This is a genomic window from Janibacter sp. CX7, from assembly GCF_024362365.1.
GTDB lineage: Bacteria > Actinomycetota > Actinomycetes > Actinomycetales > Dermatophilaceae > Janibacter.
On sequence record NZ_CP101464.1, the window covers coordinates 51533 to 71066 of the forward strand.

15 protein-coding genes are annotated in these 19534 nt (G+C 72.6%); 10 read left to right on the forward strand and 5 right to left on the reverse strand.

Annotated features, from left to right (window positions below; translation table 11 throughout):
- Positions 1–28: 28 nt before the first annotated feature.
- From NMQ01_RS00310 to NMQ01_RS00320, 3 genes are read left to right on the forward strand one after another with little or no spacing between them, the layout of a single operon-like run.
- Positions 29–2203, forward strand: coding sequence for a 3-hydroxyacyl-CoA dehydrogenase NAD-binding domain-containing protein (locus tag NMQ01_RS00310; RefSeq protein WP_255184913.1), 2175 nt, complete (start codon positions 29–31; stop codon positions 2201–2203).
- 1 nt (position 2204) lies between these two features.
- The gene (locus tag NMQ01_RS00315) at positions 2205–3047 is read left to right on the forward strand and encodes a CoA transferase (RefSeq protein ID WP_255184914.1); all 843 of its coding nucleotides are present in this window, start codon (positions 2205–2207) and stop codon (positions 3045–3047) included.
- Positions 3048–3070: 23 nt separating this feature from the next.
- Positions 3071–4234, forward strand: a complete 1164-nt coding sequence (locus NMQ01_RS00320; protein ID WP_255184915.1) for an acyl-CoA dehydrogenase family protein — start codon at positions 3071–3073, stop codon at positions 4232–4234.
- 43 nt (positions 4235–4277) lie between these two features.
- On the opposite strand, the gene NMQ01_RS00325 is transcribed toward NMQ01_RS00320, so the two are convergent.
- A complete protein-coding gene (locus NMQ01_RS00325; protein ID WP_255184916.1) occupies positions 4278–5582 on the reverse strand; it encodes an MFS transporter in 1305 nt (434 codons plus the stop codon).
- Positions 5579–6160, reverse strand: a complete 582-nt coding sequence (locus NMQ01_RS00330; RefSeq protein ID WP_255184917.1) for a helix-turn-helix domain-containing protein — start codon at positions 6158–6160, stop codon at positions 5579–5581. The genes NMQ01_RS00325 and NMQ01_RS00330 overlap by 4 nt, the downstream gene beginning before the upstream one ends.
- 112 nt (positions 6161–6272) lie before the next feature.
- Between NMQ01_RS00330 and NMQ01_RS00335 the strand changes: the two genes are divergently transcribed.
- The 6 genes from NMQ01_RS00335 to NMQ01_RS00360 all read left to right on the forward strand — a co-directional run bounded on the left by NMQ01_RS00335 (position 6273) and on the right by NMQ01_RS00360 (position 14159).
- Complete coding sequence (locus NMQ01_RS00335; protein WP_255184918.1) at positions 6273–7481, forward strand: endonuclease/exonuclease/phosphatase family protein; 1209 nt, start codon at positions 6273–6275, stop codon at positions 7479–7481.
- A 146-nt stretch (positions 7482–7627) separates the two neighbouring features.
- On the forward strand, positions 7628–10222 hold the full coding sequence (locus NMQ01_RS00340; protein WP_255184919.1) for a circularly permuted type 2 ATP-grasp protein: 2595 nt from the start codon (positions 7628–7630) through the stop codon (positions 10220–10222).
- A complete protein-coding gene (locus NMQ01_RS00345; protein ID WP_255184920.1) occupies positions 10219–11289 on the forward strand; it encodes a transglutaminase family protein in 1071 nt (356 codons plus the stop codon). The genes NMQ01_RS00340 and NMQ01_RS00345 overlap by 4 nt, the downstream gene beginning before the upstream one ends.
- A gap of 10 nt (positions 11290–11299) precedes the next feature.
- On the forward strand, positions 11300–12127 hold the full coding sequence (locus NMQ01_RS00350; RefSeq protein WP_255184921.1) for a patatin-like phospholipase family protein: 828 nt from the start codon (positions 11300–11302) through the stop codon (positions 12125–12127).
- Positions 12124–13152, forward strand: a complete 1029-nt coding sequence (locus NMQ01_RS00355) for a 1-acyl-sn-glycerol-3-phosphate acyltransferase (RefSeq protein WP_255184922.1) — start codon at positions 12124–12126, stop codon at positions 13150–13152. The genes NMQ01_RS00350 and NMQ01_RS00355 overlap by 4 nt, the downstream gene beginning before the upstream one ends.
- On the forward strand, positions 13149–14159 hold the full coding sequence (locus NMQ01_RS00360) for an alpha/beta hydrolase (RefSeq protein ID WP_255184923.1): 1011 nt from the start codon (positions 13149–13151) through the stop codon (positions 14157–14159). Before NMQ01_RS00355 ends, NMQ01_RS00360 begins: the two co-directional genes overlap by 4 nt.
- 311 nt (positions 14160–14470) lie before the next feature.
- Here the strand turns inward: NMQ01_RS00360 and pheA are convergent, their stop codons facing one another.
- The 3 genes from pheA to NMQ01_RS00375 are packed head-to-tail and all read right to left on the reverse strand — an operon-like array spanning position 14471 to position 17081.
- A complete protein-coding gene (pheA, locus tag NMQ01_RS00365) occupies positions 14471–15403 on the reverse strand; it encodes a prephenate dehydratase (RefSeq protein WP_255184924.1) in 933 nt (310 codons plus the stop codon).
- A gap of 26 nt (positions 15404–15429) precedes the next feature.
- Positions 15430–15837, reverse strand: coding sequence for a DUF4446 family protein (locus NMQ01_RS00370; protein ID WP_255184925.1), 408 nt, complete (start codon positions 15835–15837; stop codon positions 15430–15432).
- Positions 15834–17081: a glycosyltransferase 87 family protein gene (locus NMQ01_RS00375; RefSeq protein WP_255184926.1), complete on the reverse strand. Its 1248-nt coding sequence runs from the start codon at positions 17079–17081 to the stop codon at positions 15834–15836. The genes NMQ01_RS00370 and NMQ01_RS00375 overlap by 4 nt, the downstream gene beginning before the upstream one ends.
- A gap of 78 nt (positions 17082–17159) precedes the next feature.
- On the opposite strand from NMQ01_RS00375, the gene NMQ01_RS00380 reads away from it, so the two are divergent.
- The gene (locus tag NMQ01_RS00380) at positions 17160–19532 is read left to right on the forward strand and encodes a hypothetical protein (protein ID WP_255184927.1); all 2373 of its coding nucleotides are present in this window, start codon (positions 17160–17162) and stop codon (positions 19530–19532) included.
- The last annotated feature ends 2 nt before the right edge of the window (positions 19533–19534 follow it).

A 19534-nucleotide genomic window follows, 5' to 3' on the forward strand; every position in this document is an offset into this window, starting at 1 on the left:
TCGTCACGGACAGGAAGCACGAGAAGCCATGAGCGACAACATGATCCGCTACGAGCGCGACGATGAGGGCATCGTCACGCTGACGATGGACGACCCCGGCGCGGGCGCCAACACGATGAACGACACCTACATCGCGGCGATGGGTGAGACCGTCGACCGCCTCGAGGCCGAGCGCGACGAGATCGCCGGCGTCGTCATCACCTCCGCCAAGAAGACCTTCTTCGCCGGCGGCAACCTCACCGACCTGCAGTCGGTCACCGCCGAGACCGCCGGTGAGTTCTTCACCGGCATCGAGGGCATCAAGTCGCAGCTGCGTCGCCTCGAGCAGCTCGGCAAGCCGGTCGTCGCCGCGATCAACGGCGCCGCGCTCGGCGGCGGCCTCGAGCTCGCGCTCGCGACCCACCACCGCATCGCCGTCGACGACCCCAAGGTCAAGCTCGGCCTGCCCGAGGTCACCCTCGGTCTGCTGCCCGGCGGCGGCGGCGTCACCCGCCTCGTGCGGATGCTCGGCATCCAGGAGGCCCTCATGGGCTGGCTGCTGCAGGGCCAGCAGTACGCCCCGGCGCAGGCCCACGCGAAGGGGGTCGTCGACCAGCTCGTCGCCACCCGCGAGGAGCTCGTGCCGGCCGCGAAGGCCTGGATCCGCGAGCACCAGGACGACGAGACCGCGGCCGTGAAGCCCTGGGACGCCAAGGGCTACAAGATCCCGGGCGGCACCCCGTCGGTCCCGAAGTTCGCCGCGAACCTCCCCGCCTTCCCCGCCAACCTGCGCAAGACGCTCAAGGGTGCCCCGACGAAGTCGCCCCGCGCGATCCTCGCCGCGGCCGTCGAGGGCTCGCAGGTCGACTTCGACACCGCGAGCCGGATCGAGTCGCGCTACATCACCGAGCTCGCGGCGGGCCGCGAGTCGACCGCGATGATCCAGGCCTTCTTCTTCGACCTGCAGGCGATCAACAGCGGCAAGCTGCGCCCCGAGGGCGTCGAGCGCCGTCAGGTCGGCAAGGTCGGGGTCCTCGGCGCCGGGATGATGGGCGCCGGCATCGCCTACTCCGCCGCCATGTCGGGCATCGAGGTCGTCCTCAAGGACGTCTCGATCGAGGGCGCGCAGAAGGGCAAGAGCTACACCGAGAAGCTGCTCGCCAAGCGCGTGGAGCGCGGCAAGATGGACCAGGCCAAGGCCGACGCCGTGCTCGCCCGTATTACGCCGACCGCGGACGTCAACGACCTCGCCGGTGTCGACGCGGTCATCGAGGCGGTCTTCGAGGACTACGACCTCAAGAAGCAGGTCTTCTCCGAGGTCGAAGCCGTCGTCGGGCCGGACACGCTTCTGTGCTCCAACACCTCGACCCTGCCGATCACCTCGCTGCAGGAGTTCTCCAGCCGGCCGAAGGACTTCATCGGCCTGCACTTCTTCTCCCCGGTGGACAAGATGCAGCTCGTCGAGATCATCCGTGGCGAGCAGACCTCCGACGAGACGACCGCCCGCGCGATCGACATCGTCCAGCAGATCCGCAAGATCCCGGTCGTCGTCGGCGACGGTCGCGGCTTCTACACCAGCCGGGTCTTCGGCACGCTGATCCTCGAGGGCGCCGTGGCGGTTGCCGAGGGCATCGACCCGATGGTCGTCGAGCGGGCCGCGACGACGGCGGGCTTTCCCGCGCCGCCGCTGGCGATGCTCGACGAGGTCTCGCTGACCCTCACCCAGCACATCCGCGCGGAGGCCGACAAGGCCGCGGCCGCGGAGGGCAAGACCCTGCCCAAGGGCCCGGGCGAGGAGCTCATCGACACGATGGTCGCGGAGGGCCGCAAGGGCCGCGCCGCAGGCGCCGGCATGTACGACTACCCGGCTGACGGGCCCAAGGTCCTGTGGCCGGGGCTGCGCGAGCGCTTCGCGAAGGGGACGCAGGTCCCCCTTCGTGATCTGCAGGACCGCTACCTCTTCATCATGGCGCTGGAGACCGCGGGCTGCTTCGAGGACGGCGTGCTCACCGACACCCCGTCGGCCAACATCGGCGGCATCTTCGGCATCGGCTTCCCGCCGCACACCGGTGGGCCGGCGACCTTCATGACGAACTACGAGGGCGGCCTGGCGGGCTTCGTGGCCCGTGCGGACGAGCTCGCCGAGACCTACGGCGAGCGCTTCCGCCCGTCGGAGTGGCTGCGCGGCCGCGTCGCCGCCGGCACCCTCGTCGACCAGGCCTGACATGACCGGCCCCCTGACCGGCGTCCGCGTCGTCTCGATCGCCATCAACCTGCCCGGGCCGGCCGCCGTCGCGCGGCTGGCCGGGCAGGGGGCGAGCGTCGTGACGGTCCTGCCCCCGGGTGGTGACCCGATGGAGCAGTTCGCGAGGGACTACTACGACGAGCTGCACGTCGGTCAGGAGGTGCGTCGGGTCAACCTGAAGTCCGACGCCGGTCGGGCCGAGGTCGACGAGCTCCTCTCTGCCGCAGACGTCTTCGTCACGAGCTCGCGGCCGTCGGCGCTGAGCCGGCTCGGGCTCGACTTCGACTCCGTGCACGCGCGGCACCCGCAGGTCTGCCAGGTCGACATCGTCGGCCACCCCGGTGACGAGGCGGAGACCCCCGGTCACGACCTCACCTATCAGGCCGTGACCGGACTGCTCGGCGAAGGGAGCATGCCCGCCACCCTCGTCGTCGACCTCGCCGGGTCGGAGCGGGCGGCGGCGGAGGCCGCGGCCGCGCTCGTGGCCCGGTCCCGCACGGGTGAAGGGGTACGCCGCGAGGTGGCCCTGTCGGACGTGTCGCAGACGATCGCCGGGCCGCTCCTGCACGGGCTCACCGCACCCGGTGCCCTGCTCGGCGGCGGCCTGCCGGTCTACGCCGTCTACGACACCGCCGACCGACCGATCGCGCTCGCCGCGCTCGAGCCGCACTTCACCGCGCGGGTCGTCGAGGCGCTCGGGATCGCGCCCGAGGAGCTGACGACGGAGCGGCTGGCGGAGGTCTTCGCCACCCGCACGGCCGACGAGTGGGCCACCTGGGCGGCGGAGCACGACGTGCCGCTCGCCCCCCTTCGCTCCAGCTGACCGACCCCGACCCGAAGGCAACGATGCCCGAGATCCTCATGCCCCAGCCCTATGTCTCCCCGTGGATGCAGGACGAGGTGGCCGACGTGCTCACCCTCGCCCGCACCTTCTTCGCGCGGGAGGTGACGCCGCACGCGGAGCGCTTCGCCGAGCAGCACCAGGTCGACAAGGAGACCTGGCTGGCCGCGGGGGCCGCGGGCCTGCTCTGCATCTCGATCCCGCAGGAGTACGGCGGCGGTGGCGGCAGCTTCGCCCACGAGGCGGCCGTGATGTGGGAGCAGGGGCGGGCCGGCGACGACGCCTTCGGCTACTCCGTGCACTCGTCGATCGTCGCGCACTACCTGCTCGCCTACGGGTCCGAGGAGCAGAAGCAGCGCTGGCTGCCGCGGATGGCCTCTGGCGAGCTCGTCGGCGCCATCGCGATGACCGAGCCGGGCACCGGGTCGGACCTGCAAGCCGTCAAGACCACGGCCCGGCGCGAGGGCGACCACTACGTCATCAACGGGTCGAAGACCTTCATCACCAACTCCTCGCACGCCGGTCTCGTCGTTATCGTCGCGCGCACGGGCGGCGAAGGGGCACAAGGGATCTCGCTCATCGTGGCCGAGGTCGACGGTCTCGAGGGCTTCGAGCGCGGGCGGGTGCTGCAGAAGGTCGGTCAGCACGGGCAGGACACCCGCGAGCTGGCCTTCACCGACATGCGGGTGCCCGTGGCCAACCTGCTCGGCGAGGAGGAGGGCCAGGGCTTCTACCAGCTGATGATGCAGCTGCCGCAGGAGCGGCTGGCGATCGCCGTCGGCGCGGTGGCCTCCGCCGAGCTCGCCGTGGACCTCGCGGTCGCCTACACCAAGGAGCGCACCGCCTTCGGCAAGCCGATCAGCGCCTTCCAGAACACGCGCTTCACCCTCGCCGAGGTCTCGACCGACGTCATGGCGGCGCGCACCTTCCTCGACCACTGCGTCGCCCTGCACATCGACGGCAGGCTCGACGCCGCGACCGCCTCGCGGGCGAAGTACTGGACGACCGACGTCCAGTGCGAGGTCATCGACCGGTGCCTGCAGCTCTTCGGCGGCTACGGCTACATGCTCGAGTACCCCATCGCCCGCCTCTACGCCGGCGCGCGCGTGCAGAAGATCTACGGCGGGACCAACGAGATCATGAAGGAGCTGATCTCGCGGACCCTGTGAGGCCCCGGCGCCGCTGCTGGCGGGTCGAGGTATCCGGGTCTGCCTATTCGGTCGTGGGCACCTCGGCTCGGCCGGCGGGAGCGGCCTCAGCGAGCGAAGGGCGGCGACGCTCGGCGCGCAGGGCCGGCAGCAGGCACCAGACGCCACCGAGGCCGAAGACCCCGGAGACGGCCATGGCGACCGAGGTCGACGTCGCGTCGGCGAGCAGGCCGACGAGGGGCATGGCCACCGAGAAGGCGCCGAAGCCGCACATCGAGGCCAGCGACAGCACGGTGGCCCGGTTCTTCGCGCTGGCCTCGCGGTGCAGGAGCGTGTTGTAGGCGGGTCCCTGCACTCCGTGGCCGGTGTAGGCCATCAGGTGGGCGACGACCAGCCCGACCGGGCCGATGGCCAGAGCGAGGGTCACGCTGAGCAGGCTGTGCGCCACGCGGCCGATGATGGCCGCGCGGGCCACACCCCAGCGCGCCGAGAGCCACCCGGAGATCCGGGCACCGAGGGCGAAGACCGCCCAGGCGCCGGCGGCGAGCGGGCCCATGATGACGCCCGCGTGGTCCTCGCCGCCGAGCAGCTCGGCCATGCGCACCGGGGTGAGGTTTTCCATCCCGATCATCGCCGTGGACCAGAAGCACTCGAGCAGCACGAGGCCCCGCAGCACGGGGTTGTCCCGGACGAGCGCCAGCCCGGAGCCGATGACCCCCGGGGTCTCCTTGGCCGAGGCCACGGCCCGCGACCAGCCCGTCGAGTCCAGGTGGACGACCGGCTCGCGCAGGAGGACGACGACGGCCACGAGGTGCACCACCGAGAGCACGGCGCAGATGAGCACAGGCAGCCACAGCGCCGAGTGGGAGGAGACCGGGTGCCAGGCGACGAGCCCGCCGGAGACGACCGAGCTGGCGGCCATGCCGAGCCCGACGACGGTCCCGGCGCGCGAGAGGTCCTGGTCGACGTCGGCCCCGGGCTCGGTCCGGTGCACGGTGTCGACGTACCAGGCCTCCAGAGGCCCCGAGTCCAGCGCGCGGAAGACCCCCATGAGCGCGGCGACGACGACGAAGCCGGCGAAGGAGTCGGCCAGGAGGAAGGCGAAGAGCGAAGCGACATTGGCCAGGGCCGCCGCGATGAGCACCGGTCGTCGTCCGAGCGCGTCGGCGAAGCCCGAGGTCGGCAGCTCGAGCGCGAGGACCACGAAGCCGATGACGGACATGGCGGTCAGCGTCTGCGGCAGGGTGAGGCCCCGCTCGAGCATCCACAGCACGAGGATCCCGACGACGAAGCCGATCGGCAGCCAGCGGCTCGTCGTCAGGGTGAGGAAGACCCGGCGGGCGGCGGTGGGGGAGAGGGGCTCGGTCATCGGGACTCCCATGGGGTGTCGTCGGGGAAGCTCGCCACGATGACGGAGTAGCGGCGCTGGTCGGGCGGGAGGTCCCCCGGGGTCGGGGGGAACTCCGCCAGCACCTCCCACAGCAGCTGCTCGAAGCGGGACTGGATCACGGCCGCCTGCTCGACGGTCACCGGCACCTGCAGGTCGCTCACCGAGGTGAGCGGACGCCACTGCTCGCTCTCGCCGCCCCGCCGTGCGGCGGACGCCTGCATCCGGGCCGCGGAGTGCGTCACCGCGAGCTGGTGGAAGGCGTCGGTGGCGTCCCTCCCTTCGTCCGTCGTCACGTCGTCGTCGCGGACGGAGGTCGTCATCGCGCTCGCCCGCCACCACCGCTCGCGGTTGTTGCCGAGGTCGCTCGCCTCCTCGACGAAGCCGTGCTCCGCCAGCTGTCGCAGGTGATAGCTCGTCGCGCCCGAGTTGAGCCCGAGGCGGCGGGCGACCTGGCTGGCCGTCGCCGGCCCGAGCGTGCGGAGCAGACCGAGGATGCGCATGCGCACCGGGTGGGTCAGCGCGCGCAGCTGGGTGACGCCGGGGGTGACGGGGTCCATGAGAGGCATCGTAGACCGCAAAGGTTTGTTTGCAAAAAGCCCTTTGCGAAGCGCGGGAGGTGTTCGTGTGCTCGTCAGGCGGCGTTCTCCCTTCGGCCCTAGCGTCGGGCGCATGACGCCACGCATCCGCACGGCCGGCGCGCTCGCCGGAGCCGCCGCCCTCGCCCTGACCCTGGCCCCCCCGGCCACCGCCGCCCGCCCCGGACCCGAGGAGGTGCGCTTCGCGACCTTCAACGCCTCGCTCAACCGGGCCACCGAGGGTCAGCTCGAGCGGGACCTGTCGACCGGGCACAACGAGCAGGCGCGCAATGTCGCCGAGACGATCCAGCGGGCCAACCCCGACGTCGTGCTGGTCAACGAGTTCGACTACTCCCGCAAGGCCGCTCGCCTCTTCCGCGACAACTACCTGGCCGTCGGCCAGCGCGGCGCGGACCCCGTGGACTACCCCTACCACTACATCGCGCCGAGCAACACGGGCGTGCCGAGCGGGCACGACCTCAACAACGACGGGACCGTCGGCGGGGGCGACGACGCCTACGGCTTCGGGCTCTTCCCCGGGCAGTACGGCATGGTCGTCTACAGCAAGTACCCGATCGACGCCGCCAAGGTGCGCACCTTCCAGCTGCAGAAGTGGCAGGACATGCCCGGCAACCGCATGCCCACCGACTGGTACTCGCCCGCCGAGCAGGCCGACCTGCGGCTGAGCAGCAAGAGCCACTGGGACCTGCCGATCCGCATCGGCACCAGGACCGTCCACGTCCTCACGAGCCACCCGACGCCGCCCACCTTCGACGGGCCCGAGGACCGCAACGGGCGGCGCAATGCCGACGAGATCCGCTTCTGGGCGGACTACGTCTCCGGCGGCAGGGACGCGCGCTGGATCCGGGACGACGAAGGGGGGCGAGGTGGCCTCTCGCAGGGCGCGAGCTTCGTCATCGCGGGCGACCAGAACGCCGACCCCGACGACGGCGACAGCACCGACAACGCGATCCACCAGCTGCTCGACCACCCGCGGGTCAACACCTCGAAGACGCCGACGAGCGACGGCGCCGTCGAGGCGAGCGAGCAGCAGGGCGGGATCAACGACGAGCACGTCGGCGACCCGGCGCAGGACACGGCCGACTTCGCCGAGCCGCCGGGCAACATCCGTGCCGACTACGTTCTGCCGAGCAACGACCTGCCGATCCGGGACGCGCGGGTCTTCTGGCCCACGAGCGACAGCCCCCTGTACCGACTCACCGGCAGCTACCCCTTCCCGACGAGCGACCACCGCCTGGTGTGGGTCGACACGACCGTGGGGCGGGGGCACGGCCGGGGCTGACCCCCCCTTCGCGGCAACTCAGCAAGACAAACTGCCCCTCCGCAAGGGTTTGAAACTCTTGCGAAGGGGCAGTTTCTCGGGTGACCCGAGAATCGTGGTGCGGATGAGGTTCGGGCCCGCCCACCCAACCGCGTTAGTGTCGCCACATGTCCGCAGCGGCCAGCGCAGAGACCTCCTCAGGCCTGATCGACGACTACCGCGATGTCGTCACGAGCAGCGACGGCGTCGACGAGCTCGTGACGCTCGAGGGGGTTCGTGAGGCCTCCGAGCCGCTCGCCGACCAGGTCGGCGGGGCCGGGCTGACGGCGCTGCTCGCGGCCCGAGCTGCGGCCCGGCGCTTCGTCGCCGACGACGGCATCACCTACGGCGCGAGCATCACCCCCGACGAGGACGCGGCCGCCGAGGGCCGGCAGATCCCGACCGAGCCGCGCGAGTGGGAGCTCGACCCGCTGCCGCTGACGTTTGGCGCCGGCGAGTGGAGCACCCTCGAGCAGGGCGTGCGCCAGCGGGCCGCACTCCTCGACGCCGTGCTCACCGACCTCACCGGCGAGCAGCGACTGGTGCGCGACGGCGTCGTCCCCGGGGCGGCGGTCTACGGCCACGACGGCTGGCTGCCGCAGGCCGACGGGATCCAGCTGCCCGGCCCTCGCCAGCTCGTCATGCCCGCGATGGACCTCGCCCGGGACCGCAACGGCACCTGGCGCGTCTTCGCCGACCGCACCCAGGCCCCGAGCGGCGCCGGCTACGCGATGGCCAACCGTCGGATCATCGCGCGCGTCCTGCCCGACCTGCACCGCCAGGTCGACCTCGCCCGGCTGCGCGGTTTCTTCTTCCAGGTGCAGAAGGCGCTCGTCGCCGCCGCCCCGCAGACCGACGACGTCCCGCGCGTCGTCATCCTCACCCCCGGCGCCCTGAGCGCCGCGGCCTTCGACGAGGCGCTGCAGTCCACCGTGCTCGGTGTGCCCGTCGTCGAGTCCGAGGACCTCGTCAGCCGCGACGGGCGGATCTGGATGCGCACGACCTCCGGGCTGACCCCGGTCGACGTCATCATGCGCCGCGTCGAGGGCGATGCCATTGACCAGCTCGACCTGCGCGGCGACTCGCGCCTCGGCCTGCCCGGCCTCGTCGAGGCCGCCCGGCTGGGCAATGTCTCGGTCGTCAACCCGATCTCCTCGGGCGTCCTCGAAAACCCTGCGCTCATCCCCTATCTGCCGCAGATCTGCCGCCAGGTCCTCGGCGAGGACCTGCTCCTCGCCTCCACGCAGACCTGGTGGGCCGGCGACCCGACCCACCTGAGCCACATCGTCACCCAGCTGGGCAGCCTCGTCGTCAAGCCGGCCTCCCGCAGCGGCGCGACCAACTCGATCTTCGGCTGGCAGCTGAGCGCTCAGGAGCGCGACGACCTCGCGATGCGCATTCAGGCGGAGCCGTGGCGCTGGACCGCGCAGGACCCCCTGACGATGTCGACCGCCCCGGTCGTCACCGCCGGCGGCCTCGAGCCGCGCCATGTCGTGCTGCGCACCTTCGCCGTCGCCGACGAGGAGGACTACGCCGTCATGCCCGGCGGCCTCGGCCGCGTCTCGGTGCGGGCCGACTCCGGCGAGATCTCGAGCCTCACCGGCGCGATGAGCAAGGACGTGTGGGTCCGCGTCGACAGCGAGACCCCGCGGACCGAGGGCGAGGTCCTCCCCGTCTCCAGCCTGCTCGAGGGCACGAGCGCGGCCGGCTATGCCGCACCGGCCCCCCGTGTCGCCGCCGACCTCTACTGGATGGGCCGCTACGCCGAGCGCGCCGAAGCGGCCGCCCGTCTGCTGCGCGTCGCCGACAACCTCGTCGACGACCACGCCGCCCGCCCCGGCACGACCGGCCACGCCGCGATGCTCGCGATCCTCGGGGCGGTCACCGAGGTCATGGCCGTGCGCCCGGGGTTCATCGGCGAGGAGGCGCAGGAGCGCCGGGCGGATCCGCTGCCGCACCTGCGCGAGCTGACGCTCGACCCGCGGATCGTCGGGTCGGTTGCCTATGCCACCCACCGCGCCGTCATCGCCGCCCAGGCCGTGCGCGAGAGCCTGTCGCTCGACACCTGGCTGGTCATGTCGCGCCTCGAGCGGACCCTGCAGCACGCCGTCCCCCAGGACGACCTGCAGGAGCTGCTCATGGAGACGATCGAAGGCCTGCTCGCGCTCGCGGGCATCGGCGTCGAGTCCCTCATCCGCGACCCGGCCTGGGCCTTCGCCGACGCCGGCAAGCGCGTCGAGCGGGCCCAGCAGACGATCCGGCTGCTCGCCTCGGTCATCGCCGTCGAGCGCACCCCCGTCGTCGAGGGCACGACCACCGAGGCAGCCCTCCTCGCCGCCGAGTCGGTCATCACCTATCGCCGTCGGCTCACCGCGGGCCTCGGCGGGATGTCGGCGCTGCAGGCCGCCCTCGACCTGCTCCTGCGGGACCGGACCAACCCGCGTTCGGTCGCCTTCCAGGTCGACCGGCTCGTCGAGGGGCTCGAGCTCATCGACGACGAGGCCGCGCTGCCGCAGGCGCGGGCCATCGTCGACCAGATCGCCGGGCTCGACCTCGATGCGCTCTTCGCCGACAACCGCACGCCCCTCGTGCGCACCCTGACCCGGCTCGGCACCGACCTGCGCGAGACGCACCGGTCCATCGACCGGGCCTACTTCCAGCGCAAGACCCCGGGCCGCAACGTCCAGTGGGTGCAGTGGAACGGCGGGGAGGAGACCTGGTGAGCACCGACGAGCAGCCTCCTGTCGACCAGTCCAGCCCCGACGTCGTCAAGCCGAAGGGGGAGTCGGCCGTCCCCGAGCGGCCGCCGGCTCCCGAGCCGGTCGCCACCGGCGACCCCACGGTCCCCGTGATCAAGCCGGAGCACCACACCCTTCGTCAGTACGAGGTGCGCCACCGCACGACCTACACCTACGAGGAGTACGTCACCGACTCCTTCGGTCGGGCGCTGCTGCGCCCCAGGGAGACCGGGCAGCAGCGGGTTCTCGAGCACCGGGTGGAGATCTCGCCGGAGCCGCACATCCTCACCGAGCACGTCGACCACTTCGGCAACCACTCGAGCTTCTTCGAGGTGCGCACGCCGCACACGGTCCTCGACGTCAACAAGGTCAGCCTCATGGAGATCGAGTGGCCGGCCCCCGACATGGAGCGGCTGGGCCAGTGGACCGTCGCCGAGGCCGCCGAGCTGCTCGCGGCGGGTGAGGGCATCGACCGCGCCGAAGCCGCCCAGTACCTCCTGCCGTCCGCGCTCGTCGAGATCGCGCCCGAGGTGGTCGCCTACTCGGCCGGCATCCTGCCGCCGGACCGGCCCTTCGGCGAGGCTCTCGTGGCGCTCTACGCCGACATCTACCGCGACTTCCGCTATGCCAAGGGCACGACGAGCGTCAAGACGACGCTGCCCGAGCTGCTCGCCCAGCGCGAAGGTGTCTGCCAGGACTTTGCCCACCTCGCCGCCGGCTGCCTGCGCGCCGTCGGCATCCCCGGCCGCTACGTCTCGGGCTACATCGAGACCCGCCCGGCCCCGGGCAAGGTCAAGCTCCAGGGTTCCGACGCCTCGCACGCCTGGGTCGCCGCGATGACGCCGGACGGCGACTGGGTCGACCTCGACCCGACGAACAACCACTTCGCCGACTCGCGCTACATCGTCACGGGGTGGGGGCGCGACTTCCGCGACGTCTCGCCGCTCAAGGGCGTGATCTTCGGCGAAGGGGGTGGCTCCAGCCTCAAGGTCGGCGTCGACGTCATCCCCCAGGACGGTTCCGACCCGCGGGCCGACACCCCCGCCCAGTAATCTGACGCCCATGTCCATGACCGCCTTCGTCCTCGGCGGAGGCGGTGTCCTCGGAGCCACCCAGGTCGGCATGCTGCGCGCGCTCCTCGCCGCGGGCATCACCCCCGACCTGGTCGTCGGCACGAGCATCGGCTCGGTCAACGGCGCCTTCGTCGCCGCCGACCCGACGGCCGAGGGGGTCGCCCGGCTCGAGGAGCTGTGGCGTGACGTCGTCCGCTCCGGCGAGATGAGCGAAAATCCGGTGCGCCAGGCCGCCCGCTTCGCGCGCTACGGCACCCACGTCATGCGCCCGGGCCTGATCCCGGGGCTCGTCGAGCGCCACCTGGGCGTCGACCTCGTCGAGGACCTGCCGGTGCCCTTCCAGTGCGTCGCCGCCGAGATCGAGAGCTCCGCCTCGCGGTGGTTCACCTCCGGGCCGATCGCCACCGCCGTGGCCGCCAGCTGTGCCGTCCCGGGGCTCTTCGCGCCCGTCGAGATCGACGGCGCGCACTACTACGACGGCGGGCTCGTGCACTCGATCCCCGTCGGGCGCGCGATCGCCCTGGGCGCCACCGAGATCCACGTGCTGCAGGTGGGCCGGGTCGAGCAGCTGCTCTCCGCGCCGACCAACCCTCTCGACGTCGGTCTCGTCGCCTTCGAGATCGCCCGACGGCACCGCTTCGTCGAGGAGATCGCCGAGGTGCCCGACTCGGTGCGCCTGCACGTGCTGCCGAGCGGGACCGACAAGGCGCCGACGACCTCGGTGCCACTCGGCCGCGGGACGGTGGCCAAGGTCGAGGACCGGATGGCGCGCGCCTTCGACGCGACGAACGCCTACCTCGACGGGACCACGCGATGAGGGTCAGTGCCCTCCCTTCGCTCGGGGCACCGCCGCTGTGGCTGCGGATCGTCCTGCAGGCGATCTACCCGCTCTTCGGCATCGTCATGTCGCTGCTCTTCTGCATCGTCGCGCCCTTCCTGCTCCTGCTGTGGCCGTGGGACCGGCACCTGGCGCTGCTGCGCTGTCTCTTCCTCACCGTCTACGTCATGTGGGAGGACATCGGTCTCGTCGTCGAGTGCTGGTACCTGCGGTTGCGCTCGCCGCGCGGCACGAGCCCGACGTGGGACGCCGACCACCTCGCGCTGATCCAGCGGGCGCTCAACAACGTGCTCTACACGGCCAAGAAGGTCGTCGGGTTCCACATCGAGATCGAGGGCGAGATGACCGTGGGGCGCCCCGGCCACCCGCTCGTCGTCATCTCGCGGCACGCCGGGCCCGCCGACTCGCTGGCCATCGCCTGGCTGCTCGCAGGCACCGCCGGCCGCATCCCGCGGATCGTCCTCGCCGACGCGATGCTCTGGGACCCGGGCATCGCGATGGTGCTGCAGCGGCTGGACTCCTACTTCGTGCCGTCGCGCTCCGGTGCCGGCGACGACCGGACGAAGGGGGTCGCCACCCTCGCCTCGACCCTCTCGGCCAAGGACGCGATGCTCATCTTCCCCGAGGGGCGCAACTGGACCCGCGAGCGTCACGAGGACCAGGTGCGCAAGCTGCGCGAGCAGGGTGAGGCCGACCGGCTGGCGACCGCCGTGGCGCGGCCCTGGGTGCTCGAGGCGCGCTCCCGCGGCGTCGCGTCGATGCGCCAGCACGCGCCGGACGCCGACGTCATGGTCATCTCGCACACCGGGCTCGACATGATCTCCGGGCCGGGCGCCGTGATCCGCGCCGTGCCCTTCCGCAACCGGCTGCTCATCCGCGGCCGCACCTATCGCAGCGAGGACGTGCCGACCGACGGCGACGAGGTCGCCGAGTGGCTCGACGCGCGGTGGGGCGAGGTCAACCACTGGGTCGATACGCGCATCAGCGGACGCGAGCACCTGTGAAGCCGTGGTTCCCGCCGACGGTGAGCTCGGTGGCGGTGGCCGCCGCGGCCGAGGCGGACAACCGGGTGCACCGGTGGCCGCTCACGCCCCGGATCACCCGCTGGCTGCGGACGAAGGGGGCTGACGCCCGCCTCGCGGGCTTCGAGACCGATCGTGCGGCCCTGGGCGTGGACGTCGCCCCGGACGCCCGCGGCGACCTGGTGATGACGGTCGCCGGGGCACTGGCCGGGGCGCCGGACACAACTCTGCAAAACCCTAGGGTTTTGCAGAGTTGGGAGGGCGAGGCCGGGCGGGCGGAGGCGTGGGTGCTGTGGGTGCACGGGGGCGGCTTCTGCTGGGGGTCGGCACGTGACGGGACCGGGCTGCGGCTGGCCGCCGGGCTGGGGCGTCCGGTCGTCTCGGTCGAGTACCCGCTCGCGCCGGAGGCGCGCTTCCCGGTGGCGATCGAGCACTGCCTGGCCGCCTACGAGGCCGGGGTGCGCGAGCGCGGGCCGCGGGTGCTGCTCGGCGGGGTCTCCGCCGGGGCCAACCTCGCCCTCGGTGTGTTGCAACGGATCCGGGAGCGACGTGCGGCGGGTGACGACCTGCCGCTGCCCCTCGGGGTGGTGGGGCTGACCCCCTTCGGCGATCTGGCGGGGGAGGGTGACTCCTATCGCGTCAACGAAGGCCGTGACGCCTACCTGCGGTGGCGCGGGCAGCAGGAGCGCTTCGCGTGGGCCTATGCCGGGCGGGCCGACCTGCTCGACCCGCTCGTCTCGCCGGTGCACGCGGACTGGTCGGGCGAGACGCTGCCGCCGGCGATCTTCACGACCGGCACGCGCGACCTCTTCCTCTCGGACACCGCGCGGATCCACACCGCCTGGCGGGCTGCCGGTGGCGAGGCCGACCTCGTGCTCGCCGAAGGGCTGTGGCACTCGTACCTCTCCGACGCGCGGCTGCCGGAGTCGGCCGCGCTGATGGCCCGGCTGCTCGACTGGTGCGAGGAGCTGCTGGCGCGGAAGGGGTGACCCGTCGTACGGAGCAACGGCGTATGGGCTCGCAGCCGGCGGGGCCTTGGCCGCGGGTGCCCATGCGGGCCGTATGGCGCGCTACGCCGCTGCTCCGTGCTCTGAGCACGCGGGATGGCCACGCACGCATGTGGGGCTGGTCGGTGCGCTACGCCGTTGCTCCGTACCTTGGGCACGCGGGTGGCTCGTCGTACGGAGCAGTGGCGTAGGGGGCGGAGGCCGGGCGTGATGCTCCCGCCCACCGGCTGGTTCGTCGCACGGAGCAACGGCTTCTGCGCGCGCAGCCGGGACGACCTCCCCGCGTCAGCCCGTCAGCCCCCCAGCCGGCGCAGCCGGTCGAGCCATTGCCGCGCGGCGACGAAGGCCGCGTCGCTCGTGATCGGGTCGACCGAGATCGGGGTGTCGGCGGCCGCGGGGTAGGACCCGAGGAAGCGGACGTCGGCGCACACCCGGTGCAGGCTCATCAGCGCGGCCCCGACCCGTTCGTCCTGCACGTGCCCCTCGAGGTCGATCGAGAAGCAGTAGGAGCCCATCGACTCCTTCGTGGGCCGGGACTCCAGCCGGGTCATGTTGATGCCCCGCACGGCGAACTGCTCGAGCAGCTCGAGCAGGCCGCCGGCCCGGTCGCTGCGCTGGTAGAGCACGACGGTCGTCTTGTCGCGCCCGGTCGGCGCCGGCAGCCAGTCGGGCCGGGAGACGATCACGAAGCGGGTCACCGCATTGGTCATGTCACCGATGTCGTGGGCGAGCACCTCGAGGCCGAAGTGCTCCGCCGCGATCGGCGCGCAGACGGCAACCTCGTAGCCGAGGTCGTCGGGGTGCTCGGCGAGGTCCTTGGCCGCCGACGCGGTCGACAGCGTCGGCACGTAGATCGCCTGCGGCGCCGTGCGGGCGGCCCACCCCCGCACCTGCGCCCAGGCATGGCTGTGGGTGCCGATGGCGCGGGCCGCGGCCAGGCTCGTGCCGGGCCGACCGCACGCGACGAAGGTGATCGGCACCAGCACCTCGCCCACGACGATTAGAGGGTCGCCCGAGGCGAGGGCGTCGAGGGTGGCTGAGACACCCCCTTCGACGCTGTTCTCGATCGGCACGACCGCCGCGTCGACGTCACCGGAGCGCAGCGCCTCGAGGGCCGCGTCGACCGACCCGAGCGGCACCTGCTCGTGCTCCGCGGCGCCGACCCACGACAGCAGCGCCTGCTGGGTGAAGGTGCCCTCGGGACCGAGGTAGGCGTAGCGGGTCATGTCTCCTCCTGGATGGACGAAGGGGGTCAGGCGTCCGGTGACCCGGTGCGGGCCGCGGCGAGCGCCTGGCGCTCCTCGGGGGTGAGGGTGGCGTCGGCATCGCCACCGACGACGCCCTTGGCATAGGTCCGCGACTCGCCGCGCCCGTGGATGCTGCTGACGACGAGCCCGTCGCCGGCGTCATCGATGATCGCGGCGGAGAAGCTCAGCCGTCCGCCCATGTCGCCGAAGGCGTCGTAGCGCACGACGGCCACATGCCGCAGGGCCTGCGCGATGTCGTGACGAAGGGAGGCGAGGTCACCTTCACCGATCGGCGACCGGTGCTCGAGCTCGGCGACCCGCGCCGCGAGCCGCCGGGATGCGGCGAGCGCGACGGCGGCGACCGCCAGCGCGACGACCAGCCCGCACAGCAGGGCGATCTCGACGGCGGTCATGCCGTCACCCTAGGCGCCGGCTCGGGTGCCGTGGCCGGCATCTCACGGTCCGTGCGCCGGACCGCCCACGCGAGCAGCGCGAGGACGACGACGCTGCCGATGACATTGCCCTCGACGAGCAGGTCGCCGACCCAGGTGGGCTGGCGCATCTCGCGCTTCCACAGCACGCCCCAGAAGGGCATCGTGCAGACGAACCACGCGACGACGACGGCCGCAGCCCCGACGCGGGGCCAGTCCGGGCGTCGCCAGCGGGCGACCGCCGGGCCGAGGATCGCCGGGACGACGACCATGATCCAGTGCAGGTGGTGCACCCACGAGACGGGCGAGAGCAGGAAGCCGGCGAGCCCGACCGCCGCCGCCTCGGCGACCCAGTCGCCCTGCCGGTACGCCCGCCGGGCGACCCAGAAGACGACGACACCCATGACGAGAAGCCACGGCGCCCAGGCGAGGAGCAGCTCGGGCCCGTCGGCGATCCCGCAGCGTAGCAGGGTCGCGCGGAAGGACTGGTTGGCCGAGCCGTCGTTGGGCCCCAGCCGGGTCGGGTCCGACAGCGCCCCGCCCCAGAAGGCGAAGGAGGCCTGCGGCAGGACGAACCACGCGGCGAGCGAGACGAAGGTCGCGGTGCCGACCGCCCAGCCGGCCTCGCGCCAGCGCCTGTTGAGCAGGTAGTGGATGACGAAGACTCCGGGGGTCAGCTTGATCGCCATCGCGAGGCCGACGAGCACGCCCGGCGGGACCGTCATGAGCCACCGCTGCCGGGGGCGCTGCAGGTCGAGCAGGCAGGCGAGGACGAGGAAGGCGTTGACCTGTGCGAAGCGGATCCCGTCGCCGACCGGCTGGGTCCACAGGAAGCCCGCGGCGACGACCCCGACGAGCACCGGCGCCCACACCCCGACCCGCTCGCGCAGCCGGTACCAGGCGAACCACACGATCGCGACGTCGGCGAGGAGCTGGGCGATGGTCCAGCCCCACGCCGCGACCGCGAAGGGGACGAGCGCGAGCGGCACCGAGAGGAAGGCCGCGATGGGCGGGTAGGTGAAGGGCAGCAGCTGCGGTGGCTGGGTCATCTGCGCGTAGATGTCGCGCCCCTGGAGGATCGACAGGCCGCCCTCGCGGTAGACCTGCACGTCGACCTGCCACTGGTCCTGGGGGAAGAAGACGAGGAACTTCGCCACGGGCCAGGCCGCGATGAGCACGAAGAGCACGACCCCGAGGAGGAGGTGGGGGCGGCTCAGGCGGCGCATGCGGCCATTGTGTCCGACCGCCACGCGCCCACGCCGCAGGTCGTCCGGGTCGGCGCCGCCGGTCACTACGGTGGGTCCATGGTCAGCGGCTCGCACCTTCGTCGTCGGGGTGCGCTCACCCTCCTGCTGGCCGTGCTCGTCCTCGTCGGGCTCGCCGCGGGGCCGGTGGGGGCTGACTCCCTTCGTCAAGAGAGCGAGCGAGACGTGAGCGGGGTGGAGGCCGGGGCGCGCGATGTCATCGTCATCGGGGCGCCCGGCCTGTCGTGGAAGGACGTGACCGAGGAGCAGGCGCCGGCGATCACGAGCTTCGCCGCGGGGGCGGCCGTCGCCAACCTCAACGTCCGCTCGACGTACTTCACCTCCTGCCCGACCGACGGCTGGCTCGGCCTGTCCGCGGGCACCCGGGCGGCCGAGCCCCGCGACGTCACCCGCGGCGAGCTGCGGTCCGACCCCCGGGCGCTGCCGCACTGCTCGCCGCTGCCGACCCTGCCCGACCCCGGCCCGGAGCTGATGGCCGTGGAGATGGACCACGGCTACTGGCAGGACCTGGCGAAGGGGGTGGCCGCGCAGGGCTTCGACGCACGGATCGGCACCCTCGCCTCGACCGTCCACGAGGCCGGTGGGTGCATCGACGGCAGCGGTGCCGGTGCCGTCCTCGCGATGGCCGACCGCGACGGCGTCGTGCGGTCCGGTGATCCGGGGGTCAACGAGACCTGCGCGATCACCCTCGTCGGGGCGCCGGCCATCACCGTGCCCTCCTCCCGCTCCCTGAGGAGCGACGAAGGAGCCTCGAAGGGAAGCTCGCAGGACACAGTGCGCACCCGTCAGGTCGAGGCCGTCGACGACGTCGTCGCCGACGTCGTCGCCGGGGCGCACTCCGACACGGTCGTCGTCCTCGCCGGCCTGTCCGACGACGGCGGGCAGCCGGGGCTGCGGGTGCTCGCGATGGGCGGCGCCGGCATCCCCTCCGGCTGGCTGCACTCCGACTCGACGACCCGCGACGAGATGGGGCAGGTCGCCGACGTCACCCACACGGCGCTCGCGACGGCCGGCTTCACCCCGCCCCCGGGGCTCGCCGGGCGGCAGCTCGTGCCGGTCGACGACGGCGCCCCCTTCGCCGACCGGCTCGCGACGCTCGTCGACGACGACGCCCAGCTGCAGGAGGCCGACCGGGTCATCCCGCCCTTCTTCCGCGGTTTCGGTTTCGGTCTCGTCGGCCTGCTCGCGCTCCCCCTCGTCCTGCTGCGCGTCGGGCCCCGCCGCTGGCGACCGGTCGTGCCCCGTGCCGCCGGTCTCGTCGGGCTCGCCGCGATGGCCGTGCCGGCCTCCACCTATCTGCTGACGACGACCCGCTGGTTCGACTCCGACCACCCGATGGGCGCCTTCGTGCTGCGCCTGGCGGTCATCGACCTGGCGCTCCTCGCGCTCACCCTCGCCGCCGTCCTCGCGGTGCTCCGCCGGGCCCGGCCCCGATGGCTCGCCGAGGGTCCGGCCGTCGCGCTCGTCGGGGTCGCCGTGCTCTCCGCCGTCACGTGGCTGCTGCTCGCCGGCGACCTGCTCGTCGGCCGCGGACGGATGACGATGCTCTCCGTCCTCGGTCTGCTGCCGCTGGACGGCGGCCGCTTCCACGGCTTCGGCAACGTCCCCTTCGCGATCTTCGTCGCCGCGGCCTTCCTCCTCATGGCCGCGCTGGTCGCCCCAACTCTGCACGACCCCAGGGTTATGCAGAGTTCGTCCGACCGAACCTTGCAAGACCCTAGGGTCCTGCAGAGTTCGGGGCGGGCACCTGCTGCCGAGGCGGCCCCCTTCGGCACGAAGGGGGCCCGCCGCACCGCCGCGCTCGTCGTCGCCGTCGTGGGCGGGGCGACCTTCGTCGTCGACGCCTGGCTCGGGGCCGACGGCGGCGGGGCGCTCGCGCTCATCCCGTCGGTCGGATACCTCGTGCTCGCGGTCGCGGGCGTGCGGCTCACCTGGACGCGGGTCGTCGGGATCGGTGTGGTGACGGGCGTCGGCTTCCTCGCGATGGCCGGTGCGGACTGGCTGCGGCCCGAGGAGCAGCGCACCCATCTCGGCCGCTTCTTCCAGAGCCTGCTCGACGGCGACGCGTGGGGGATCCTCGTGCGCAAGCTCGAGACCAATGTCGACCTGCTGCTCGGCCCGGAGCGCACGGCACTGCTCGTGCCGGTCGTGCTCGTCGTCGTCATCTGGGTGCTCGCGCGCCCGAGCAGCGCTGCGGGACAACGGGTCCAGCCACTGATGGCCACCTACCCCGGGCTGCGCGTCGGCCTCATCGGGCTCGTCGTCGCGCTCACGGTCGGCTTCCTGCTCAACGACTCGGGCACGGCGATCCCGGCCGCCGCGGCGCTCGTCCTCGCGCCGGCGCTGCTCGTCCTGTGGGCCGGAGTCGGCCGAGCGCGGGATGAGCGGGTGGAGGGGTCAGCGACTGGCTGACC

What these genes read in the sequence shown, in the direction of transcription:
- NMQ01_RS00310 (WP_255184913.1), top strand. Translation starts at nt 29, where the DNA reads ATGAGCGACAACATGATCCGCTACGAGCGCGACGATGAGGGCATCGTC.
- NMQ01_RS00315 (WP_255184914.1), top strand. Translation starts at nt 2,205, where the DNA reads ATGACCGGCCCCCTGACCGGCGTCCGCGTCGTCTCGATCGCCATCAAC.
- NMQ01_RS00320 (WP_255184915.1), top strand. Translation starts at nt 3,071, where the DNA reads ATGCCCGAGATCCTCATGCCCCAGCCCTATGTCTCCCCGTGGATGCAG.
- NMQ01_RS00325 (WP_255184916.1), bottom strand. Translation starts at nt 5,582, where the DNA reads ATGACCGAGCCCCTCTCCCCCACCGCCGCCCGCCGGGTCTTCCTCACC.
- NMQ01_RS00330 (WP_255184917.1), bottom strand. Translation starts at nt 6,160, where the DNA reads ATGGACCCCGTCACCCCCGGCGTCACCCAGCTGCGCGCGCTGACCCAC.
- NMQ01_RS00335 (WP_255184918.1), top strand. Translation starts at nt 6,273, where the DNA reads ATGACGCCACGCATCCGCACGGCCGGCGCGCTCGCCGGAGCCGCCGCC.
- NMQ01_RS00340 (WP_255184919.1), top strand. Translation starts at nt 7,628, where the DNA reads ATGTCCGCAGCGGCCAGCGCAGAGACCTCCTCAGGCCTGATCGACGAC.
- NMQ01_RS00350 (WP_255184921.1), top strand. Translation starts at nt 11,300, where the DNA reads ATGTCCATGACCGCCTTCGTCCTCGGCGGAGGCGGTGTCCTCGGAGCC.
- NMQ01_RS00355 (WP_255184922.1), top strand. Translation starts at nt 12,124, where the DNA reads ATGAGGGTCAGTGCCCTCCCTTCGCTCGGGGCACCGCCGCTGTGGCTG.
- pheA (WP_255184924.1), bottom strand. Translation starts at nt 15,403, where the DNA reads ATGACCCGCTACGCCTACCTCGGTCCCGAGGGCACCTTCACCCAGCAG.
- NMQ01_RS00370 (WP_255184925.1), bottom strand. Translation starts at nt 15,837, where the DNA reads ATGACCGCCGTCGAGATCGCCCTGCTGTGCGGGCTGGTCGTCGCGCTG.
- NMQ01_RS00375 (WP_255184926.1), bottom strand. Translation starts at nt 17,081, where the DNA reads ATGCGCCGCCTGAGCCGCCCCCACCTCCTCCTCGGGGTCGTGCTCTTC.
- NMQ01_RS00380 (WP_255184927.1), top strand. Translation starts at nt 17,160, where the DNA reads ATGGTCAGCGGCTCGCACCTTCGTCGTCGGGGTGCGCTCACCCTCCTG.